The sequence below is a fragment of the Bacillus sp. z14 (2026) genome, assembly GCF_058313575.1.
The window spans coordinates 466,973-487,417 of record NZ_JBZFQK010000001.1 but is presented as its reverse complement, the minus strand read 5'-3'; the positions used below and the strand labels follow the sequence as shown (position 1 = coordinate 487,417).

22 protein-coding genes are annotated in these 20,445 nt (G+C 36.2%); 16 read left to right on the top strand and 6 right to left on the bottom strand.

Annotated elements, in window-relative coordinates:
- Positions 1–84: 84 nt before the first annotated feature.
- Positions 85–1,185, bottom strand: a complete 1,101-nt coding sequence (locus tag AC4G3O_RS02155) for an SGNH/GDSL hydrolase family protein (protein WP_491135742.1) — start codon at positions 1,183–1,185, stop codon at positions 85–87.
- Between the two features lie 148 nt (positions 1,186–1,333).
- Between AC4G3O_RS02155 and AC4G3O_RS02150 the strand changes: the two genes are divergently transcribed.
- The 9 genes from AC4G3O_RS02150 (at position 1,334) to AC4G3O_RS02110 (ending at position 10,749) form a co-directional block, all read left to right on the top strand.
- Positions 1,334–1,495, top strand: coding sequence for a YjcZ family sporulation protein (locus tag AC4G3O_RS02150; RefSeq protein ID WP_066107118.1), 162 nt, complete (start codon positions 1,334–1,336; stop codon positions 1,493–1,495).
- A 209-nt stretch (positions 1,496–1,704) separates the two neighbouring features.
- Positions 1,705–3,168, top strand: a complete 1,464-nt coding sequence (locus tag AC4G3O_RS02145) for an NAD(P)/FAD-dependent oxidoreductase (protein WP_066107115.1) — start codon at positions 1,705–1,707, stop codon at positions 3,166–3,168.
- 320 nt (positions 3,169–3,488) lie between these two features.
- Complete coding sequence (locus tag AC4G3O_RS02140; protein WP_077248138.1) at positions 3,489–3,713, top strand: YozE family protein; 225 nt, start codon at positions 3,489–3,491, stop codon at positions 3,711–3,713.
- 102 nt (positions 3,714–3,815) lie between these two features.
- A complete protein-coding gene (locus AC4G3O_RS02135) occupies positions 3,816–5,570 on the top strand; it encodes an ATP-binding protein (protein WP_066107114.1) in 1,755 nt (584 codons plus the stop codon).
- A 386-nt stretch (positions 5,571–5,956) separates the two neighbouring features.
- Positions 5,957–6,655, top strand: coding sequence for a germination protein YodN (gene yodN, locus AC4G3O_RS02130; protein WP_066107111.1), 699 nt, complete (start codon positions 5,957–5,959; stop codon positions 6,653–6,655).
- Positions 6,656–6,880: 225 nt separating this feature from the next.
- Positions 6,881–7,201: a YodL domain-containing protein gene (locus tag AC4G3O_RS02125; RefSeq protein WP_066107108.1), complete on the top strand. Its 321-nt coding sequence runs from the start codon at positions 6,881–6,883 to the stop codon at positions 7,199–7,201.
- Between the two features lie 102 nt (positions 7,202–7,303).
- Positions 7,304–8,008, top strand: coding sequence for a purine-nucleoside phosphorylase (gene deoD, locus AC4G3O_RS02120; protein ID WP_066107105.1), 705 nt, complete (start codon positions 7,304–7,306; stop codon positions 8,006–8,008).
- A 386-nt stretch (positions 8,009–8,394) separates the two neighbouring features.
- Positions 8,395–9,204: a M15 family metallopeptidase gene (locus AC4G3O_RS02115; protein ID WP_066107103.1), complete on the top strand. Its 810-nt coding sequence runs from the start codon at positions 8,395–8,397 to the stop codon at positions 9,202–9,204.
- Between the two features lie 63 nt (positions 9,205–9,267).
- Positions 9,268–10,749 (top strand): S41 family peptidase, encoded by a 1,482-nt coding sequence (locus AC4G3O_RS02110; RefSeq protein WP_254654731.1) that lies wholly within the window; start codon positions 9,268–9,270, stop codon positions 10,747–10,749.
- A gap of 81 nt (positions 10,750–10,830) precedes the next feature.
- Here AC4G3O_RS02110 and AC4G3O_RS02105 read toward each other — a convergent pair whose 3' ends face one another.
- A complete protein-coding gene (locus tag AC4G3O_RS02105) occupies positions 10,831–11,079 on the bottom strand; it encodes a DNA alkylation repair protein (protein WP_066107097.1) in 249 nt (82 codons plus the stop codon).
- A 227-nt stretch (positions 11,080–11,306) separates the two neighbouring features.
- On the opposite strand from AC4G3O_RS02105, the gene AC4G3O_RS02100 reads away from it, so the two are divergent.
- Both AC4G3O_RS02100 and AC4G3O_RS02095 read left to right on the top strand, forming a co-directional pair.
- A complete protein-coding gene (locus AC4G3O_RS02100) occupies positions 11,307–11,666 on the top strand; it encodes a FixH family protein (RefSeq protein WP_139063859.1) in 360 nt (119 codons plus the stop codon).
- A gap of 859 nt (positions 11,667–12,525) precedes the next feature.
- Positions 12,526–13,008, top strand: coding sequence for a DUF6385 domain-containing protein (locus AC4G3O_RS02095; protein ID WP_066107089.1), 483 nt, complete (start codon positions 12,526–12,528; stop codon positions 13,006–13,008).
- 41 nt (positions 13,009–13,049) lie between these two features.
- Here AC4G3O_RS02095 and AC4G3O_RS02090 read toward each other — a convergent pair whose 3' ends face one another.
- Positions 13,050–13,517: an Hsp20/alpha crystallin family protein gene (locus AC4G3O_RS02090; RefSeq protein ID WP_066107084.1), complete on the bottom strand. Its 468-nt coding sequence runs from the start codon at positions 13,515–13,517 to the stop codon at positions 13,050–13,052.
- A 156-nt stretch (positions 13,518–13,673) separates the two neighbouring features.
- On the opposite strand from AC4G3O_RS02090, the gene AC4G3O_RS02085 reads away from it, so the two are divergent.
- On the top strand, positions 13,674–14,438 hold the full coding sequence (locus tag AC4G3O_RS02085; RefSeq protein ID WP_066107081.1) for an SDR family oxidoreductase: 765 nt from the start codon (positions 13,674–13,676) through the stop codon (positions 14,436–14,438).
- A 109-nt stretch (positions 14,439–14,547) separates the two neighbouring features.
- On the opposite strand, the gene AC4G3O_RS02080 is transcribed toward AC4G3O_RS02085, so the two are convergent.
- Positions 14,548–15,912, bottom strand: coding sequence for an MATE family efflux transporter (locus AC4G3O_RS02080; protein ID WP_066107078.1), 1,365 nt, complete (start codon positions 15,910–15,912; stop codon positions 14,548–14,550).
- A gap of 181 nt (positions 15,913–16,093) precedes the next feature.
- On the opposite strand from AC4G3O_RS02080, the gene AC4G3O_RS02075 reads away from it, so the two are divergent.
- Positions 16,094–16,243: a YflJ family protein gene (locus tag AC4G3O_RS02075; RefSeq protein ID WP_077248137.1), complete on the top strand. Its 150-nt coding sequence runs from the start codon at positions 16,094–16,096 to the stop codon at positions 16,241–16,243.
- 64 nt (positions 16,244–16,307) lie between these two features.
- Here the strand turns inward: AC4G3O_RS02075 and AC4G3O_RS02070 are convergent, their stop codons facing one another.
- Together AC4G3O_RS02070 and AC4G3O_RS02065 are read right to left on the bottom strand one after the other, a co-directional pair.
- Positions 16,308–16,865 (bottom strand): GNAT family N-acetyltransferase, encoded by a 558-nt coding sequence (locus tag AC4G3O_RS02070; RefSeq protein WP_490994199.1) that lies wholly within the window; start codon positions 16,863–16,865, stop codon positions 16,308–16,310.
- Positions 16,866–17,143: 278 nt separating this feature from the next.
- Entirely contained in the window at positions 17,144–17,944 is an 801-nt protein-coding gene (locus AC4G3O_RS02065; RefSeq protein ID WP_491135741.1) for an undecaprenyl-diphosphate phosphatase, read from the bottom strand.
- Positions 17,945–18,087: 143 nt separating this feature from the next.
- Here AC4G3O_RS02065 and AC4G3O_RS02060 point away from each other — a divergent pair, with 143 nt between their 5' ends.
- From AC4G3O_RS02060 to dapF, 3 genes are all read left to right on the top strand, one after another.
- On the top strand, positions 18,088–18,411 hold the full coding sequence (locus tag AC4G3O_RS02060; RefSeq protein WP_066107071.1) for a DUF4870 domain-containing protein: 324 nt from the start codon (positions 18,088–18,090) through the stop codon (positions 18,409–18,411).
- Between the two features lie 124 nt (positions 18,412–18,535).
- Positions 18,536–19,342 carry a hypothetical protein gene (locus AC4G3O_RS02055; protein ID WP_148629809.1) on the top strand — a complete coding sequence of 269 codons (807 nt, stop codon included), beginning with the start codon at positions 18,536–18,538 and terminating at the stop codon, positions 19,340–19,342.
- 96 nt (positions 19,343–19,438) lie between these two features.
- Positions 19,439–20,422, top strand: a complete 984-nt coding sequence (gene dapF / locus AC4G3O_RS02050) for a diaminopimelate epimerase (protein ID WP_491135740.1) — start codon at positions 19,439–19,441, stop codon at positions 20,420–20,422.
- Positions 20,423–20,445: the final 23 nt, after the last annotated feature.

The following is a 20,445-nucleotide window of genomic DNA, read 5'->3' as shown; positions in this document are numbered from 1 at the left end:
CTGTTACGTGTTATTTTTTCTAGTGGAAAATGAATTGAGATTCTAAATTCAAAAAGAGAAACCGTAACAAACAGTAGTTCCTTATTAATCTTTATCCTTTTCAAGTATCCCAGAAATCCTAATATAAGATTCGTTCGTTGAATTGTATTTACTTTGAAGTCCGGTAGGAACAATCTTTAGTTCATGTGTACCTTCCCCGAGGTTATTGGCCAGATAAATATATCTTTCTTTTTGAAAGGGCCACCAAGTACTGATGGTACTATGAAATTGATCATCTATATAAATATTCGCCGTACCACCATCTGGACCGCGAAATAAAACGGCGCCAACAATTGGTCCATTAAATTGATAGATTAATTGACTCTTTTCTTTATTTGAATGGAGAAATCCATTATGTTTCGTAAACCCGTTATTATAATTGTATCGACCATTCATTTTTAATTGATACTCGTTTTGAATATATTTGGCTTTAGGCAGAGTCACTGATTTTTGTGCGTGATCCAATGTACTAAGGGTGTTAAAGATTTCATTCGCATATAAAGAGTACCCTTTTCCATTTGGATGAACGGAGTCCTTTGTTAATTCAGAAATCGATAATGGCGACTGTTTAAAGACTGCTCGCATATCTACTGGGACAGCTCCATAATGCTGGCTGATATCCTTGATTGTTTGGGCAAACCCCTCATCCGGCAAGCTGCTCTCAATCACAGTTATTACGTTTGCTTGTGGTGCACTGATTTTAGCGTGCCTGATTAGATTCTCATACAATTCGGCAAAATCGTCTTTCAGCATGTGTTTCCTGTCATTTTCACCAAAAACAATGAAGATTAAATCTGTGTATGGGGAAACCTTTGTTTCTTGCAATTTATAGATGCCTTCAAATGAAGTGGCACCGCTTTGAACAATATATTGTCCGTTCATTTTGCTTCCATATTTCTCATGAATCATGTTTTCTAATTGGGAGAACCAAGTAAGTTCAGGCTTTTCTGCTCCCGATCCGCGACCAATACTGTCACCTAATACTAAATAGCGAATTGTTTGTCCATTCTCTAATTTATCCATTAAGCCTTGTGTTTGGCTTTTGCTGTAAAATACATTAAAACTGAAAAAAAACAATAAACCTGTGGCAACCATCACAACAAGTAATAACCCTTGCTTGCGTTTGAAAATACGATTAACCCCCATTTTTCTTTCTATAATCTAGTCTGATGTTACAATAATGTTACAATATTTACATAAAAAAGGCAATCAAATTAGGCGAATGCACATACCTAAAGGGCGAATAACACATATAGTAAAAATGTAATGATGAACTTCTAAAGGAGTGAAACAAATGTATTACGGTGGTCAAGATGGATGTTTCAGCGGTTGCGGTGGATATGGTTACGGTGGAGGTTACGGACACGGAGGCGGTTTTGGTTCCGGATTCGCATTGATTGTTGTGTTATTTATCCTCCTTATTATTATCGGTGCTTCTTTCTGCAGCCCTTGCTGATTAAAGGGAAAAAGGACGGTTATCCGTCCTTTTTTAATGGATTGGTAAAAAAACATCTTATGTTTGGATAAAAACTACATATAAACACTTTAAAGACGAACAAAAATATAATTTACAAAAATAATGTTCGTATTTTCTGTTGACGGTTCATGTTCGCTTTGGTATGATTTTTAGTGCGGAGCAGACCTATAAATGGAGGAGATCCTCATATGAAAACGAATTATGATGTAATTATCGTGGGTGCCGGTCCTGCCGGAATATTTGCTGCCTACGAATTTACTCTAAAATTACCGGAAGCGAAGGTTCTTTTAATTGATAAAGGTCATGATATATATAGACGGAACTGCCCAATATTACAGAAGAGAATAGTTAAATGTCCGCCACCTACTAATCGAAAGAGCTTTGCGGGTTGTTTGCCTGCTTGTTCCATTACGAACGGATTTGGTGGAGCTGGTGCGTATTCTGACGGGAAATTTAATATTACAAGCGAATTTGGCGGGTGGATGACAGATTATTTATCAAAAAATCAAGTTGTGGAACTGATAAAATATGTAGATGCAATTAACATAAAGCATGGTGCTACTGATACGCTTACGAATCCAATGAGTGAAGAAGTGCGCCGAATTGAGAAGTCAGGCTATGCAGCAGGGTTAAAGCTATTGCGAGCTTATGTACGTCATTTAGGAACGGAACAGAATCTTGAAATTTTAAAAAGTATTTATGAATATTTAAAAGACAGAATAGATATGGTTTTTAAGGCAGAAGTAGAAGATGTATTAACTGAAAAGCAGGATAACCAATATGTAGCCAAAGGAATTGTTCTTAAAGATGGAGAAAAGCTATATTCTGATTATGTCGTGGTCGCACCGGGGAGAGACGGTTCCAAATGGTTAACAGAGATTCTTAAAAAACGTAAATTTAAAATGACGAGTAACCAGGTTGACATTGGTGTGAGGGTTGAAACATCCAATGTGGTAATGGAAGAAATCAATAAACATTTATATGAAGGTAAATTTATCTACAATACCTCTGTTGGTACGCAGGTTCGCACATTCTGCTCCAATCCTTCCGGGCATGTTGTAGTTGAAAATCATTCTGGAATTATGCTGGCGAATGGTCATGCTTATAAAGATCCTGAACTTGGCAGTGATAATACAAACTTTGCATTACTGGTATCCCATAAATTTTCTGAGCCGTTTGATAAGCCTACAGAATATGCCCATGAGATATCAAAACTGGCAAATGCCCTTTCAAATGGCGGTTTAATTATTCAAAAGTACGGCGATATTTTAAAAGGAAGACGATCTACTGTTAAGAGAATAAAAGAAGGTTTTATCGAGCCTACTTTGAAAGAAGCAGTTCCAGGAGATTTAGGCTTGGTTTTACCCTACAATACAATGAAAAGTTTAATAGAAATGACCGAAGCATTAAATAAAGTAACGCCAGGATTAGCATCTGAGCACACATTGTTTTATGGAGTAGAGGCAAAATTCTACTCAGCAAGACCAAATTTAGATGAGCACTTTCAGTCAGACATATTAAATTTATATGTAGGTGGAGACGGAGGCGGTATTACAAGGGGATTAGCGCAGGCAAGTGCCTGTGGGGTCTGGGTAGCGCGTGATATTATCCGTAAAGTTCAGGAAGTAAAAGTAGAACCGGTTTTAGTATAATGAAAACCTCGGATTATTCCGAGGTTTTTTTGTGAATTAATGTTATTCTGCAACATTTAATTGTTTTATAATATATGGAAATGTATTGTATTCATGTATACTTGTTACAGAATAGAAAGAAGAATTATCCGCAATATACATAGTACCAAAAAGATTTGGTGTCATTGTTGATTAACAAAATTATTATATAAATGAAGGTAATTCGTATCATTATTCGCGTGAAGTACCCCAAATCAACAAGGTAAATAATAGCATTATGTAGTTTTTTTAGGTAATATGTATAATGCATAATTAATGTTAAATGAGTGGAGCGAAAGCAAGTGAAATCTTTTTATCGATTTTTAAACACATATAGGCATGCCCTGGAGAAAAGTGAGATGTCCATGTTTGCTGAAAATGTTTTTCATGATCCCGGTTTTCCTAAGAATTCGTCTGATTATCATGAAATAAGTCTGTATCTAGAAATGAATGTTGACTATATATTGGACATGAGCCTATTTGACGATGCCTGGAATCTTTACCTTCAGCATATTGGTGAGTTATAGTTTGTAGAAAATCAGATTAACCATATCAAAGCTTTATTAAATTTTTAGTAGGATTCTTAGCTTTTTAGCAATTGAATTTAACAGAAAGAAACAGGTGTTCCTATGCCAGTTCGATTACAAACCCGTTTGTTAAGTTATTCTCTTATTATTTCAACGGTTCCTTTACTATGCCTTGGGATTATTTCGTATTCGACCCAGCGATCGTTAATTGAAAATCAAGTTAGAATGACATTGCGAACGGCCGCTTACCATGCGGCAGATACAACAGATCGTTTTATAGATGAGAGAATCAGTGATCTAGTTTATTTAAGTCGGCATTCCGATATAGAAAGTGACAATAAAACGCATTCATTGAATTTTTTGAAGGAATATGTTGAATCAAAGCCGATTTACTCTGGATATATCTATGTTAATAAGGACGGGGATGTAATTCCCTCGGAGGAGTATAATGATATCACTCCTTATTTTATAAATAGTAAATCCTTCGAAAAATCAAGTGCAGGCATTCAGTATTTGTCTAAAGTGTATAAATTAGATCGTGAAAAGCCATTTTTTTTGATTAGCACACCAATTTATACGAATGATAATGAAATAAATGGAGTATTTGCTCCAACAGTTAATTTATTTTATCTGTGGAAAACGATAGAGTCTAATTTAACACTTGAGCGTGAAAAATTTCCTTATACAGCGTTTATGATTAATCACGAGGGCTGGATTGTATCAGAGCAAAATGAAGATAATATTATGAAAACAAACTTTCTGGAGGAAAATAATCTTTCACTAGATGATTTGATTGCCTCTGATAAGCAAAATGAATTAATTCAATCCAAAGATGGCAAGCAGTTATTTGCTGTGAAACCAATCAAGGAAAGAACTGATGCCCAGGAGCAGTGGTATGTGGTTACCGAAGCTAGTAAAAAAGTTGTATATGCTCCATTGCTGCAATTAATTGATCGTTATCTAATGATAGGGTTAATACTGCTGATTGGTATTTTACTATTTGTCTATTATATATCTAAAACAGTAGTTAAGCCTGTTGTCAGGATGGCAGAAGGTGTGGAGAGATATACGAACGGAAAAAAATATAACCAAATTGAAAGTACATATCATGAGCTAAATGTACTTAATAGGGCCTTTATTTCCATGATAGAAACCTTGGAACAACGGGAAAAGGAGATTCTCAGAACGGAGAAGCTTAAATATGTTGGCCAATTAGCGGCCGGAGTAGCCCATGAAATCAGAAATCCTATTACGACGATTCGGGGGCTTTTCCAACTATTAAGAGATCATCCCTATGATGAAAAAATATTTAAAAATTATATTGATATCATTATAGAAGAATTAAACCGTATGAATAGAATAGTCGGCGAATTATTGAATCTATCAAAACCATATCAATTAATCTTGAAAAAATATTCAGTTACTGAGTTGATTGAAGAAATTATTTTACTGCAAAGAGCGGAGTTAAATAAAAATAATATAACAATATTAAAAGATATTCATCATGAAGGAATCATTTATACAGATCGAAATCGTCTTTATCAAGTAATTTTAAATATAATCCAAAATTCTCGAGATGCTATGAAAGATGGCGGAACGATCAGCATTTTAACAGATTGTTTTGAGAATAAAATGAAATTAATCATTAAGGATAATGGACCGGGTATTCCAGCAGAAACGTTATCCAAGCTTGGTACCCCATTCTTTACGACTAAAGAAAATGGTACCGGATTAGGACTGGCAACGAGCATGAAAATCATGGAAGAGTTAAAAGGTACATTTGAAGTAACGAGCGTAGAAGGAGAAGGAACGAGCGTTATTCTAACCATTCCTTCCGATGAAGATATTTCTACTTAACTATCGCATGAAAATTTCTTGGCAATCTGCTTATTCATATTTACTTGAATAAGTGGATTGCTTTTCTTTTTTACGAAAAAGATTGTATTAGTTGAAATTAAAAACTATGTCTTTTTCCGACAGTCATAGAATGGGTAACAATTGATTTACTGTAAATACAGTAGGGGACAGGAAGAAAGCAGCCAACTCTGTCACAAATCCAGTCTAAATCGGTGAATTAAGCCAAAGTCAAAAATATAAATCTTTCCCCAATTTAATCCTTTTACTGAATCAAGTCTTGTTTTTTCGGGAAGATGGCTAAAAGAGTTTAAATAATAGGCTTCCCCTCAATTAAAGAGCTGCATATACTGATAAAAATTCTACCCGAACTGCGAGGGGTGGCAGCAATGGGCAAGCGTAATAAACCGAAGTTTGCAATTGGTAATTCAGTAGTCATACTTGTGAACGGAATCGTGGGTAAAGTGAAGTCTGTTCAGGAATTTAATCAAACCTATGTATATGAGGTCCAAGGTGCTGATGGAGTATTTACGGAATCATCCTTAATGCTTGTTGAGGATTTTGAAGGGCTTTTATTTGAAGCAGAACATGTAAATATTGATTACAAGTATTTTTTTGGAGATTTAGTGCAAGTGAAAGGGTATGGAAAGGAAATCTTTAAAGTCATTGGGTTTCGAACTGAAATTTGGAGATATAAAGAAGAATCGTGGGAAGATATTATTTATGAATTATCTAGAATTACAGACAATGAATGGCTAGAATGCAATGAGGATGATTTGATTTTTCTTGCAGATGCGAAAGATGCAGAACAATTTTTGAAGAAACATGCTCTTAATCAAAAATTGAAATCAAATCAGTATAAGAAACTAACAGAGCCCTCACCGCTCGCACATTTAAATAAAAATGGTAACCAGGAGTCTGATCATCAAGAGAAAATTAATCATCTTCTCGATATTTATAATGATTATCGAATTTTACGTGACATGTTTGGTGATGAAACCTATGGGAAAGTGATGAAAACTGCTATAAAAAAACTAGAAAAATTAGTGGCCGATCAAACAACAAGAGAGAAAAAAGAGCCTCACTAAACAAAAAACAGACTTCTCCTGGTCTGTTTTTTGATTCAACAAATATATGCAGATTGTAAATTGTTCTCTAACCACAGGGGTGTAAGCATTTAACAGCATACTTTATAAGAAAAGACTAGGCCAAAACTCATAAATTTAGGATTCGACAAAACTAGAAGTTTTTCATTGCAGGAATTTGTTATAGGAAGGGTAAATTTAAATAACAAACGTATTAGGAGGGAAATTATGCTTAAACAAAGAATTTTAAAGTGGTCGGCTTTGCGAAGAAGAGAATATGAAATCGCCATTTTTCAAACAGAACACCCTCGGGATAAGAAAGGATATAAACAGGTATATCAAGGCTACATAGATGGAGAAAGTCATACGGAAGTCATTAATAAATTGTTTAGAAAGTTTAATATAAGAGATTTAATACCTGAGAATTATAAGGGAAGAACCATATCAAGTGGTGATATCATTATGATCGGGGATAAGTACGAGAAAAAGAGTTATTACCAGCTTCAATCTGGCGGTTGGGCTGTAGTGAACCGAATTCACGTTTGTTAAAATCTGAATTATCGGTAACTTTATCTTTTTAAAAAGCCTATGGTATAGTTATAGTTGAATATAGACATTTTTGTCTTTACATAAAGGAGGAAATATTCAAACATGAGTATACATATAGGCGCTAAAGAAAACGAAATCGCAGAAGCTGTGCTATTGCCGGGAGATCCATTGAGAGCAAAATATATAGCTGAAACATTTTTGGAAAATCCTGTTTGTTATAATGAAGTTAGAAACATGTTTGGTTATACTGGTACTTATAAAGGGAAAAAAGTGTCTGTTCAAGGGACAGGTATGGGAGTTCCGTCCATCTCTATTTATGTAAATGAATTAATGCAAAGCTATGGTGTACAAAAATTAATTCGTGTTGGTACATGCGGTGCGATTCAAAAAGATGTAAAAGTGAGAGATGTTATTTTAGCCATGACATCATCAACGGATTCCAATATGAATAAATTACTTTTTGATGGAATCGACTTTGCACCTACAGCTGATTTTGGTTTATTAAAAAAAGCATATGACACAGGTGTGGAAAAAGGACTTCAATTAAAAGTTGGTAATGTATTTACTGCAGATCAATTTTATAATGATAAAGCAGACCATGAAAAATGGGCACAATATGGTATCCTAGCCATTGAGATGGAAACCACTGCGTTATACACTTTAGCTGCTAAATATGGCAGACAAGCATTATCCATTCTTACTGTCAGTGACCATATCCTTACAGGTGAAGAAACGACAGCTGAAGAGAGACAAACGACATTTAATGACATGATCGAAGTTGCTTTAAATACTGCTATTGAATCTTAATATTATAAAAACAAGAAAGCTCTGGTGAAAACCAGAGCTTTTTTTTATAATTGTACTATTGATGTATTATTTGAATTTTGATATTGAATTATCAACTTAGATTTTTTGAAAAAATCAAGCAGATCGGGAACATTTCAGCTATACTTGAAAAGGATTAGTGGAAACATCAATATATCACTATTTAAAGCAAATGTGTTCGAGTGACCAAATAGTACACTCCTTGATGATTAACAGTTTGTTTGAATTTTTCAGAAACTTAGTATAATACAAACAAAACTTAAAAACATATCAATTTAAAAAGTTACTAAAATAATAAATAGCATAGGCTGATTTAATGGTTTTTTGAAACAATAAACAGCTAGAGAGAGAATTGTGAGGGAAGAGAAATGAGAAAGATACTTCTTGGGATGATGATGGCAACGGCTTTATTACTCACAGCATGTAATGATTTATCCATTGACACAGATCAATCGAAAAAAGAAGAGAACGAGAACCATACGCAGGAAACGATTGGAAATGGACAAGGAAATCAAGGGTCGGAAGAGGATGATAATAGTGTGAATCTGGCTGCTGAATTCTTAAATGATATTAAGGTTGAGGATGGAGTGAACTATATCCAAAATCCTGATAATATTCTTGTGTTGGTAAATAAAGAAAATAGTCTGCCGATTGGTTACCGAGCAGATGATTTGGTGAAACCGAATGTTACTTTTTCATTCGTAGGAGAGCATGAAAAACAGCTGATGAGAAAGGAAGCTGCAGAGGCGCTTGAGAAGATGTTTACTGCAGCCAATGAAGAGGGAGTACAATTAGCAGCCGTGTCAGGTTTTCGTTCCTATGAAAGACAGGTACAGCTATATAATGCGGAAATTGAAGCATCCGGTATAGAGTATGCCCAACAATCGGTAGCGGAGCCTGGTAAGAGTGAGCATCAAACAGGTCTAACAATGGATGTATCGAGTGCAGAGAATAATTATCAGCTTAATGAAGATTTTGGCTCTACAACAGCCGGACAATGGCTTGCCCAAAATTCTGCAGAATATGGATTCATCATCCGCTATCCAAAGGGTGACGAGAAAACAACAGGGTATATGTATGAGCCCTGGCATATTAGATATGTGGGAAAAGCCTATGCCACTGATATGAAAAAACGTGGCTTGACCTTGGAGGAATACATCCAGCTGGCAACAGAGTAGGATATCATTTGGAGTTCTGATATAATATAGTTAATTTTAAGGCAGTATAGTTCAGTGAAAGTGGTGAACCAGTTGGATTCAGAACAAGATCAAGAACAAGCAAACAAGCCGAAGGGCTATATTAAAGTTAGATGGATTTATCTTATTTTAGGATCAGCTTTACTCATTATCCTTAGTGTTTTTGCAACAAGGTACATAATGGATAACACGCAACAATCAACATCAGGAATCAAGATTCCGCTTAGCGGATCTAAAAACGATATGGAGAAAATCAAAAGTGCTATGGATACCTTGGAAAATAGTTATTTCCAAGAAGTGGACCGCGATAAATTAATTGATGGTGCCATTAATGGAATGGTAGAATCACTTGATGATCCATATTCGGACTTTATGACACAAGAAGAAGCCGCCAGCTTTCATGAAAGCATTTCCTCTTCTTTTGAGGGAATTGGGGCAGAAATAATGTCAGAAAATGAACAAATTGTAATTGTTTCACCGATAAAAGGTGCACCTGCTGAGAAAGCCGGATTAAAAGCGGGTGATATTATTTTAAAAGTAAATGATAAAAGCCTGCAAGGGATGTCGTCCAGCGATGCCGTGCTCTTAATCCGTGGAAAAAAAGGGACGGAGGTTAATTTAGTAATCCAGCGTCCGGGTGCAAGTAAGACAATGAACGTTAAAATAATACGTGATACAATTCCTGTAAATACAGTTTATAAAGAGAACTTAACGGATGATATTGCAAACATACAGATAACCAGCTTTTCTGAGAATACAGCTGAAGAGCTTGAAAAAGTATTACGTGAAGTGGAAGAGCAAGGTATGAAGGGAATTGTGCTTGATTTAAGACAAAACCCGGGCGGATTGCTTGACCAAGCTGAAAAAATAGCGAATATGTTTGTTCCAGCCGGTGAAAATCTCGTACAGATTGAAGACCGCAGCGGGAATAAACAAGTAGCAAAAGCGACAGATACCGGTTATAAATTTAAATTGTCAACGGCTGTACTAATTGACGAAGGCAGTGCTAGTGCATCTGAAATAGTGGCTGCAGCGTTAAATGAATCTGCTGATATTCCGATTATTGGTGTGAAGTCATATGGGAAGGGAACTGCTCAATCAGCAATGGACTTCACAGATGGATCCAATTTGAAGTTTACGTATGCAAAATGGCTGACACCGGATGGCAACTGGATTCATAAAAAAGGCATCAAGCCGGACATTACTGTCAAAATGCCTGATTATGCAAATTTATCGTTTATTGATCCTGAGGAAAAGCTAGAGCTTTCAAAAATGTCGCCAGAAGTTGAGAATGCTGAAAAAATGCTTAAAGCACTTGGATATAATCCAGGTAAAGCCGATGGATATTTTGATGAGAACACTGTAACAGCGGTTAAAAAGTTCCAAAAGGATCATGATTTAAAAGAAACAGGTGTGATCCAGGGAGACACAACAAATAAATTAATGAATGAATTAAGAAATAAAATTACTGAAGAAGATCCACAGCTAGAAGCAGCTAAGAAAAAATTGGCTGAGGATATAAAATAAAAAAATCGCTTCTCCATTCCAGGAGAGGCGATTTTTTGGTTAATGTTTCAGGAAAGAATATGAATGCGCTTTGAATCAACATTATTTAAACGAGCGTTCACCAAATGCAATAAATGTTTTTTCATCTTCAATTAAACCGCAGGCAGCGCACTGGATTCTTCTGACAGGTCCATTATAGGGTAAATGAAAGGCGTCTAATTCATCGTCTGCGTACATTTGAATAACAGTGCCTGATTGGGGATCAAGTTTCACGTAAATGGGAGTTTGTTCAATCACATTAAAACGTGACCGGTTTGTTTTACAGTTTGGACAACAATATGGATGGCTCACATGTCTAACCTCCTTTTAGTATAGGTTTTGTAACCTCATCCAGAAATATACAAGTAGGGAATAAAGAAAAAAATGAGAAAGAGAAAACCTGAATATTTGGTGAATTTTCCAACTAATTACTGGTCTCTAATTCCAGTTTTGGAGTATTATTAGAATTAGTGGATTGTGAATGATAAGGGGTTGGAATTAAGTTGTTTAAAAAGAATGTATTATTTTTGAGTCTATGTATGATCACAGTAATAATCCTGTTCGGATGTCAGGACAAAGCAGCAGATGAAGAAATGCCAGCTATCATTGATGTCCAGGTAAAACTTTCACCTGAGGCGGCCATAGTGAATGAAAATGTACTTTTTGAGGTGACCGTAACACAGGGGAATGATAAGGTGACGGATGCTGAATCTGTCGAATTTGAATTTGGCAAAAAGGATGGTTCGGATAAAGAGAAAATTGCCGTTAAGCATAAAAAGGATGGTATATACAGTCTTGAAAAGTCATTCTCTCAGGAAGGGGACTATTATATGATCCCTCATGTGACAGCAAGAGGAATGCATGCAATGCCAAAGAAAGAATTTACTGTTGTTAATTAACGATTAATGGATAATCTCAGGATGATTACTCTTTCGTAACCATGATTGCTAATAGTTTGAAATAGAGGAGCAGCTTCTTTGCTGTCTCCTTTTTCTGTTTACGTACCATAATCTTCTTTTATTACTGATTATTGATGCTGACTCTATTATTAGGAGGTGTTTTTAAATGTTTAACTTCCCAAAACTAACAATGATTAGATTCACTAAACTGTTAATTCATTCCGTTATTCTTATTATCACCCTTACTTTTTTAGCTTTATTAAGTGCAGACATAATTGCGTGGGTTATCGGAAGACCTATTGAAAATAGCACAGGTTACGTAACTTTAATTACGATAATTTGGGTTTTCTTTGCTTTACAAAGCGAAAAATATAAGAAACAGTCTGTGTGAATCATTTTAATTATTAAAAATAGAATCGTATAAATAGAAGAAATCTGCGAATATCTTAGGGTAGAAATTTTCAAATGTATGTTTGTGTGATTGTTCCTTTATCTTGCCTTATTCGGCTAAACGGACAGTCATCGGAGCATTAATATCAGAAATAGAAATATGGTTAACGAGACATTTACTCCAAGTAGGATCAATGCCCCATTATATGTTGTACTCCTTATAATACAAACTGGTCAGGTAAGCACAATAAGCATGTTTAGAACAGTTACAGTCTAAATGAAGATGTTCTCCGCCAGGAGAGTGATAATATTGTATAAAAAATGAGTAACATAAATTTTAAATATTCTATTGGTCAAAAAGTTATAGAAGTACACTGATAAGAATTCATTTATGCCTTCTTTTCCGAAAGATTGATGCATACACATATAGTTAATTACGTTATGCATCGATAGAAAGGAAGGGTCTATCTTGACAATTCAGGAGAATGATAAAAAGGTAATTGAACCATCGCAGGTGTACAAATTACATAGGGAAGAAAAACAATATACCGCTGAAACGCATAATCAAACAGAATTCAGGATAAAAGAGATTGCAGGATTGGATGTTGGAGAGTTTAATAATAATGCGCATATAAAAAGGGAAAATCATGAATTTGTTAATATAAAAAAAGAGTTGTTTTTTAAATCAAACGGCAATGCACATATCATTTTTGATGTCCACAAATTCAGGTATTTTACAGTTGCAACTGCAAATCCAAATGATAAAGGAATCCATGTTTCCTTATCAGTAAGCCCTGATAACACGATTTATGCCTCTTTGATTGAAAAGCGATTGGTTAACCAGGGTAAATTAGAAATATTGGATTGCCCTAACAGGCTTAAATATATGAAGGTGGAATTCAATGGGAAACCGGGAGATAAAGTTCTTGTATTTTTACAGGGAGAAAAATAAAGGATAGTAAAAAACTGGCCCTGTCATCCAAGCCAGTTTTTTTACCATTCAGGAATAGAAATTTCTGAATAGTTTGATTCATTTACCTTAAAGAGAATGATTTCCAGGATTTCATCCCGATATGAAGATTTCGCTCCCTTTTTTTTTACCGGAGCAGGTAGATGAAAAGAGTGTTTCTCCTCTGGATCCGGGGGTAATCCGGATAGGAGAAGCTTTGTAGAAGTATGGTATACCTTAACGTTAGGTAAATGATCCTCTTTTATTGGGATTCTAATGAAAAGATAATCATGTGTTTCCAGAATATCTACGGAATGTTTTGAATGGACCACCGTTTGCTCATCTGGTTCTGGACTTGATTTAAATTGTTGGTTGATCATTCCTCCTAATTGATCAGGTGATAGCATGGAGAATAATTGTTCCATCTGCTTTTCCATACCTGGCTGATTAAGGAACTTCATCCAATCTGGCATTTGGTTTTGATTTTTGGGAAAAAGGTTCCACGGAAACAATTGATCACCTCGACTTTCAAGAGACATATTAGGTTAACTTACTATATGCGATAAGGGTAATTGTCGTTAATGCAGAAGTCAGCTTTTGATTAACGGAAATGTCATCTTTCAATGTATAATACAGATAGTAAATACTGCCTGTAGGGGGAGAAGAAGTTGACTCGGAAAACGGCTTTAATTACTGGTTCAGCAAGAGGACTGGGCAGAGCTACAGCAAGGCAATTAGCTATGGATGGGATAAATGTCATTACGACCTATCGTACTAATCAAAACAGTGCCATCCAAGATATGCAGGAATTAGCTCAAAACTACAACGTGCAAGCTTATGCTTTGCCATATGATGTAACAGTTCAAGATCATCATCGCAAACTAATTCATCAATGCTATGAATTATGTGGTGGAATTGATATTCTGATACATAATGCTGGTCCATATATACAGGAACGTAAACCAATGATGGAATATATGGAAGAAGAATGGGAATATCTTATTAATGGGAATTTATCGAGTATGTTTTACTTAGCCAGATTGGTTATTCCCTATATGCGAGTGAATAAATGGGGAAGAATTATTACCATGGGGTTTGATCAGTCAGACCACGCTCCGGGCTGGAAATACCGTTCTGCTTTTGCTGCTTCCAAAACGGGATTAACCTCCTTGACAAAAACGCTGGCTTTGGAAGAGGCGGAGTATGGAATCACAGCCAATATGGTTTGTCCAGGGGATATTGTGGATCCTTGGAAGGAAAGCTTTCGTGTAGAAGAAGGTATAGTATCAGAAAATGTTCCAGTTGGAAGGCCTGGAACTGGCGGTGATATCGCACGTGTCATTTCGTTTCTATGTGCGGAAGAAGCTGACTTTATTACAGGAACGGTTATTCCAGTAACAGGTGGGCAGGATGTTTTATCAAAAACCAGATAAGCAGCTTGGCCTTGAAAATTTAGTATGTGTAACTTTGTCTGAAAAATCATCGTAATAGATAGTAAATAAAAAAGTTCGCTTGGTTTATTCAAGCGAACTTTTTGTATGGTTAGCTATTTGAAGTGTGCACAAATTTTCTTTTTTGAACGTATAACAATCTCAATGTTAAACCAGTTGCCCCAACAGCTAGGCCGGAGATTAATCCAATCCAATAACCAAATGCTCCAAGGTCGGTATAGTTAGCAAGGAATATGCCAAGTGGAAGCCCTATAATCCAATAGGATAACAGGGACATAAAGAACGTGATATTCACATCCTTATAGCCTCTCAAAGCACCCTGGATTGGTGCCTGAAGAGCATCGGAAAGCTGGAAGAAGATGGCGTAAATTAAGAACTGAGCTGTTAATGAAGCTACCACAGGATCTTTAGTGTATAGAAGAGCAATATAATCTCTGAAAATAAATAAGAAGATAGCACTAATGCCTGCAAAACCAATCGCACAAAAAACACCAAGTATTGAATATTCTTTAGCTGCTTTATAGTTCTTGGCACCTGCCTCATGGCCGACAATGATGGTCAATGCCATCGCAAAGCTAAGTGGTACCATATACAAGAAGGATGAGAAGTTCATGGCAGCCTGATGTGATGCAATCGTAATCGTATCATATGAGCTCATAGCCAGCGTAACTGCTGCAAAGATGCTGGTTTCAAAAAAGATGGACATACCTATTGGGAATCCAATTTTCATTAATTCAACCCATTCCTTAAAAACGGGCAATGGCCATGATTTTAAAATGCCAAAACCGGAGAAAGGCTGTAATCTAATGATAATCACTGCTGCAACCAGAGTGATAACCCAATAAGTAATTGATGCAGCGATTCCTGCACCAATACCGCCAAATGCCGGAACACCTAACTTTCCATAGATAAACATATAGTTAAGTACCACATTGACTGGGATCGCAATAAGGGTGATTAGCATGGAGACAGTAGTTTTCCCTAGTGCGTCAATAAATGAACGAAGTACATTGTAAATCATAATTGGTAAGATTCCGAATGCCAAAGCAACTAAATAACCATAGGCTATTTGATAAACATCCGGCTCAAGATTCATGCCTGTTAATATCGGTTTAAGCACTAAAGCACCAGCGCCAATTAGAATGATGGACATTGCGACAGCTACATAAATCGCCTGCATAACAGAAAAGCGAATTTTATCCGCTTTTTCTTTAGCCCCAATTAAGTGGGCGACGATTGGTGTTACTCCCAGTAAAATGCCGGCAAGTCCATTATAGAAAGGACTCCATATAGACGTGCCTATGGCTACTCCAGCTAGGTCTTCAGGACTTGCTTGCCCGGACATAAACGTATCAAAAAAGCTGATAGCGAACAGTCCCAGCTGTGTAATTAATATCGGGAGGAATACCGAAATTATTCTTGAAAAGTTACTCTTTGTAAAAATAGATAAATTCATATCCATGCCCCCCGTATAAAGTAAGTATGACAATAAAAAATTATACCACAAAATAATTCTGCTTTTTAAACTTTAATTTTTACTTAAATTGGCTGGATTATGTTTATTCAGTTATGTGTCATATTAGTTAGAATCACTCATATATTGTATAACGAATAAAACAGAGTGGAGTGAGGAGAGAATGGCATACATAGGTTCGAAGGGTTGGTATGTGGCCAAGCTAAAAGAAAATGGTATAAGAAGGCATCCTGTTGAACGGAGAAAGCTGGAGTTGTACAAAACATATATCTTGAGAAAATTATACGAACAGCAAAAGATAACAAAAGAATAAGGGGCGCTATTACGAAAAAAGGTGTATGCACAGTCTATTAGGCAGACTATGCATAACACCTTTTTTAAGCTTCTTTTATATCAAATACAGACACCTCTGCTGGTTGTCGCATTTGTGATAAAGTGAAGTGGTCCTTTGTTATCTCGAATAAATCAAATGAATACTCCCCTGAGTTGATTTCTTCATATAAGGCTTTTCGACTTTCGTTTGCAAGCATAGTATAGGGCATCTTTTGAGCTGCTTTAAAAGAACGAATATTTTCTTTCTTTATTCTCAGAAAGACCGTTTCAATCTCAAGCTCAAAAAACAATTCTTCAAAGAAATGCTGTTTAGCCAATTGGTTATATCCTTTCCCATGATAGGGTTTCCCTAACCAAGTACCTAAAAAGCCAGCCTGATTGGATACATCATAAAGCGTTATCGTGCCAATTGGATTTCCCCACTCATCGAGAATGGTACGTGAAATCAGTTCGCCACGCTCCTCAGCTTCAATCATTTGTTTAGTAAGAAAGAGATATTCTTCATATTGATGCGTTTTATGGCGCACAAAAGGGAAGACATCGGGGTGAATCATTAAATCAAACAATACAGGACAATCAGATAATTCACGTTTTTTCAACATACAGATCCCTCCGTATGAGGGCAGCCGCTAACTGCGATTTCCCCTCGAAATTTTTTAATGTAATATCAAAAAATTTCGGGGTGGGAATCGAACCCACTAGGACCATTACTGGTGGCGCACCATTTGCCTTCCCTAATTTTCGCTTATACAATTTTCAAAAATAAACTATTTCTGAAAGTATCATACAAGATTTTTTAGTAAAATGAAATAGTTTTTTTTCGTCATTTTTTGTACATTTTTTTAACAAAATTTAATGCCTATTTATCGTAAAAATAAAGTTAGAATATATTTAGGTGCTGAAGTATTAATATGACAGCTCCCAATAGAATGACATAGATAGCAAAAGGCTTTAAGGAATGATTTTTAATATATTTAATCATCCAGGAAACAGCAAGATAACCAAATATAGCAGAAAAAATTGTACCGAGAAATAAACCTTGGAATGAAATTGCTTCGACGGGTCCTGTCAATAAATCTCTACTCTTAAATAATATTCCTCCGAATATTACCGGTATGGAGAGGAGGAAGGAAAAGTAAGCCGCAGTTTCACGGTTTAGCCCGCTGAAGAGGCCCGCTGCCATCGTAAAACCGGATCGAGAGATGGCTGGGAAAATGGCGGCCGCCTGGAAAGTACCAATAAATAACGCTTGTTTATAGGTAATGCTCTCTAAATTTTTATTTTGTTTGGGCATAATATCTGCATACCATAAAACAATCCCAGTTATAAGAAATTCCCAGCCAATTGTAATCCCGGATTTAGAAATGCCTTCAAAATAATCATTGAATAGTACACCTGCTAATACTGCAGGGATTGTCCCGATTATCAAAAGGAATGTCATTTTTGAAAATGGTTTTTTAAGAAGTTTTATAATTTCATGCCCATAAAAGATCAGCAATGCAATAAGTGTCCCTGTATGAAGCAGGGTATCCAGTAATAATCCTGCTTCATCAAGACCGAATAAATGTCTCCCTAAATATAAATGACCCGTACTGGAGATAGGGAGAAATTCAGTAAGACCCTGGATGATCCCCAGTACTATTGCTTTCCATTCTTCAAACAAATTAGCCAGCCTCCTCATGCAGGTTACAAAACCAAATTTTTATACTTGTCTATAGTTTCTGTATAGAGTGTATGAAGAACTAAAAGAAATCATGAAAGCTTTGAAACCTAAATGTTGAATGAATCGCATAAATTTATATAAAGATACGGGAGGTTTTAATGATGCAAAATACAAATGATAAATTATGGGCAGTAGCCATCTATGTCAGCAGTTTTTTCTTAGTGCTGGTTGGGCCACTCGTTATATGGTTAATTAAAAAGAATGATTCAGATTTTATCGATTACCATGGTAAGGAATATTTAAACTTTTTAATCAGCTATACGATTTACACCTTTATAGCATTTATATTGGCGTTCATCGGTATTGGTTTTATCCTTGCTTGGCTGATTGGAATATATGTGTTGATATTTACAATAGTGGCTGCTGTAAAGGCATATTCTGGAGAATATTATCAAATCCCATTAACACTTCGAATATTGAAATAGCAATAGCTAAAGACCTTGGCATTATTTCTGCCGGGTCTTTTTTAAATCCGTTACTATTTTGGACATGTCCAGCATAGAATGTATGGATGGTTATCAGGTTTAAAAAATTGGCGGTGAAAAATCCTTGACTACTAAGCATTATTACCAAAAAATTCATAGCATATATACAGCAGAATTAGTTGCATACTTTGTAGTCGGTCTTCTCTGTTTTTTGTTTGCCTGGTTGAATGGATTCGATATCATATTAGCTGCGTGTGTTACCTGTCCTTTTATAGTGCTGGTTCTTTTTTCTATCAATCGTAATTTCAGACTGAAAAGCAGAATGAAGAAACTTCCGGAAGCGAAAGTGGCTGATGAGGAAGGCTCACCGCTGACGAACAGCCAATATTTCCTTGGATTTTTACCAGCCCCGACCCTTCATATGGCTATTTTCTCACCAGAAGGTAATCTGGTTGGATCTCTTAAAGATAAACGGGAAAATATTTGGATGTGGATTATTCCAGCTTCATTGCTTATTTTTTTACCGAGAAGATATATCTTATCTGACAGCAACGGCCATGTATTATGTGAGTATCGAAGCCGTTTTGGGTTAAATGGGGATATTGAAATTTTAACGTCTGAGCAAGAACAATTAGGCAGGTATAAGCAATCTAAACAACTGGGAAAAAAAAGTACAAGCAATGTGGCAAACCCATATGGAATCCGGCAATATGGCGGTGAAATCCTTCATGGATCTGAATTCATTGTTGAACAAACATATGATAAGCGGAAAATTGTACATTATTCTTGCGGATGGATGCCGGCATACTACAGTAAACATTTTCTTGATCCCAATACACCTCTCCTGACATTTACGGAAGGAGCAACAGAGGATGAAAAGAGAATAGGCTATTGCTTTTGCCTTGATTACCTTCAGCAGCAAAACCACTGACCACTCCTATAAACGTCGCTAAACTTTAGCTTGTTGCACAATATGTTTTATAATGGTGAAATAGTGAAGAGAATGTTGTTTGAAGGGAGCAGGAGAATGGATATAAAGATAATTAAAGTACATGGTTCTAACAATGATTTTTATTTAATCGATGAAATGGATACCAAGCTGTCATTAACAGATGAAGAACGAAGCCAATTGGCTATAAATATGTGCAAGCGGACGGGCACAGAGGGAGCAGATGGAATTCTCTTTGTGTTAAACAGTGAGGCCTCAGATGCCAGAATGAGAGTCTTTAATGCAGATGGTTCAGAAGCATCCATGTGTGGGAATGGACTCCGTTGTGTAGGTCGGTATGTTCAAGAAAAATTGAAGAAAAATAACCTGCTGATAGAAACGATGAAAGCCACCCTGCAGGTTAAGAAAGAGCCGGACATGTATAAGGATATCCCTACATACAGCGTCGAAATATCTCCGGTTATCAAGGCAACGAGTGCATTGCCCATGAATACTGAAATGGACGAAATCATCAATCAAAAACTGCCGTTTATTGACGAGAATCTTACGTTCACAACCCTGTCAGTACCAAATCCACATCTGATCAGTCTTGTTGATAAAGAGGTAATCCATTCGGATAGACAAGAGAAAATAGCAACTATGCTGAATGGTGAGAATGACTGGTTTACAGATGGTGTGAATGTCAGCTTCGTGTCCCGTCTGGAGGAAGGATCCATTTTTGTTCGCACATTTGAACGAGGTGTTGGCTTTACGGATGCTTGCGGAACGGCAATGTCAGCTTCAAGCCTTGTTACGAAATGGATTGATGAGTTGGCTGATGAAGCAGTTCTGCACGTCTATAATCCAGGCGGAATGGTACTATGCCAGGTCCATGATTTGCCAGATGAAACGTGGATTGATTTGATTGGCAATGCAACGTATGAGTATGAAACGGTTGTTCAGTTAAATTTGGATACACTACATGTTAGCTTTGGAGAAAGGAAAGTCTATAAAGAAGAGGCAGATGCTTATTCAGCATTCCAACAACATGCTAAAGCATTTGTAGAATCTAAAATAGGTTGAGCTGATACATATTAGAATAGGAG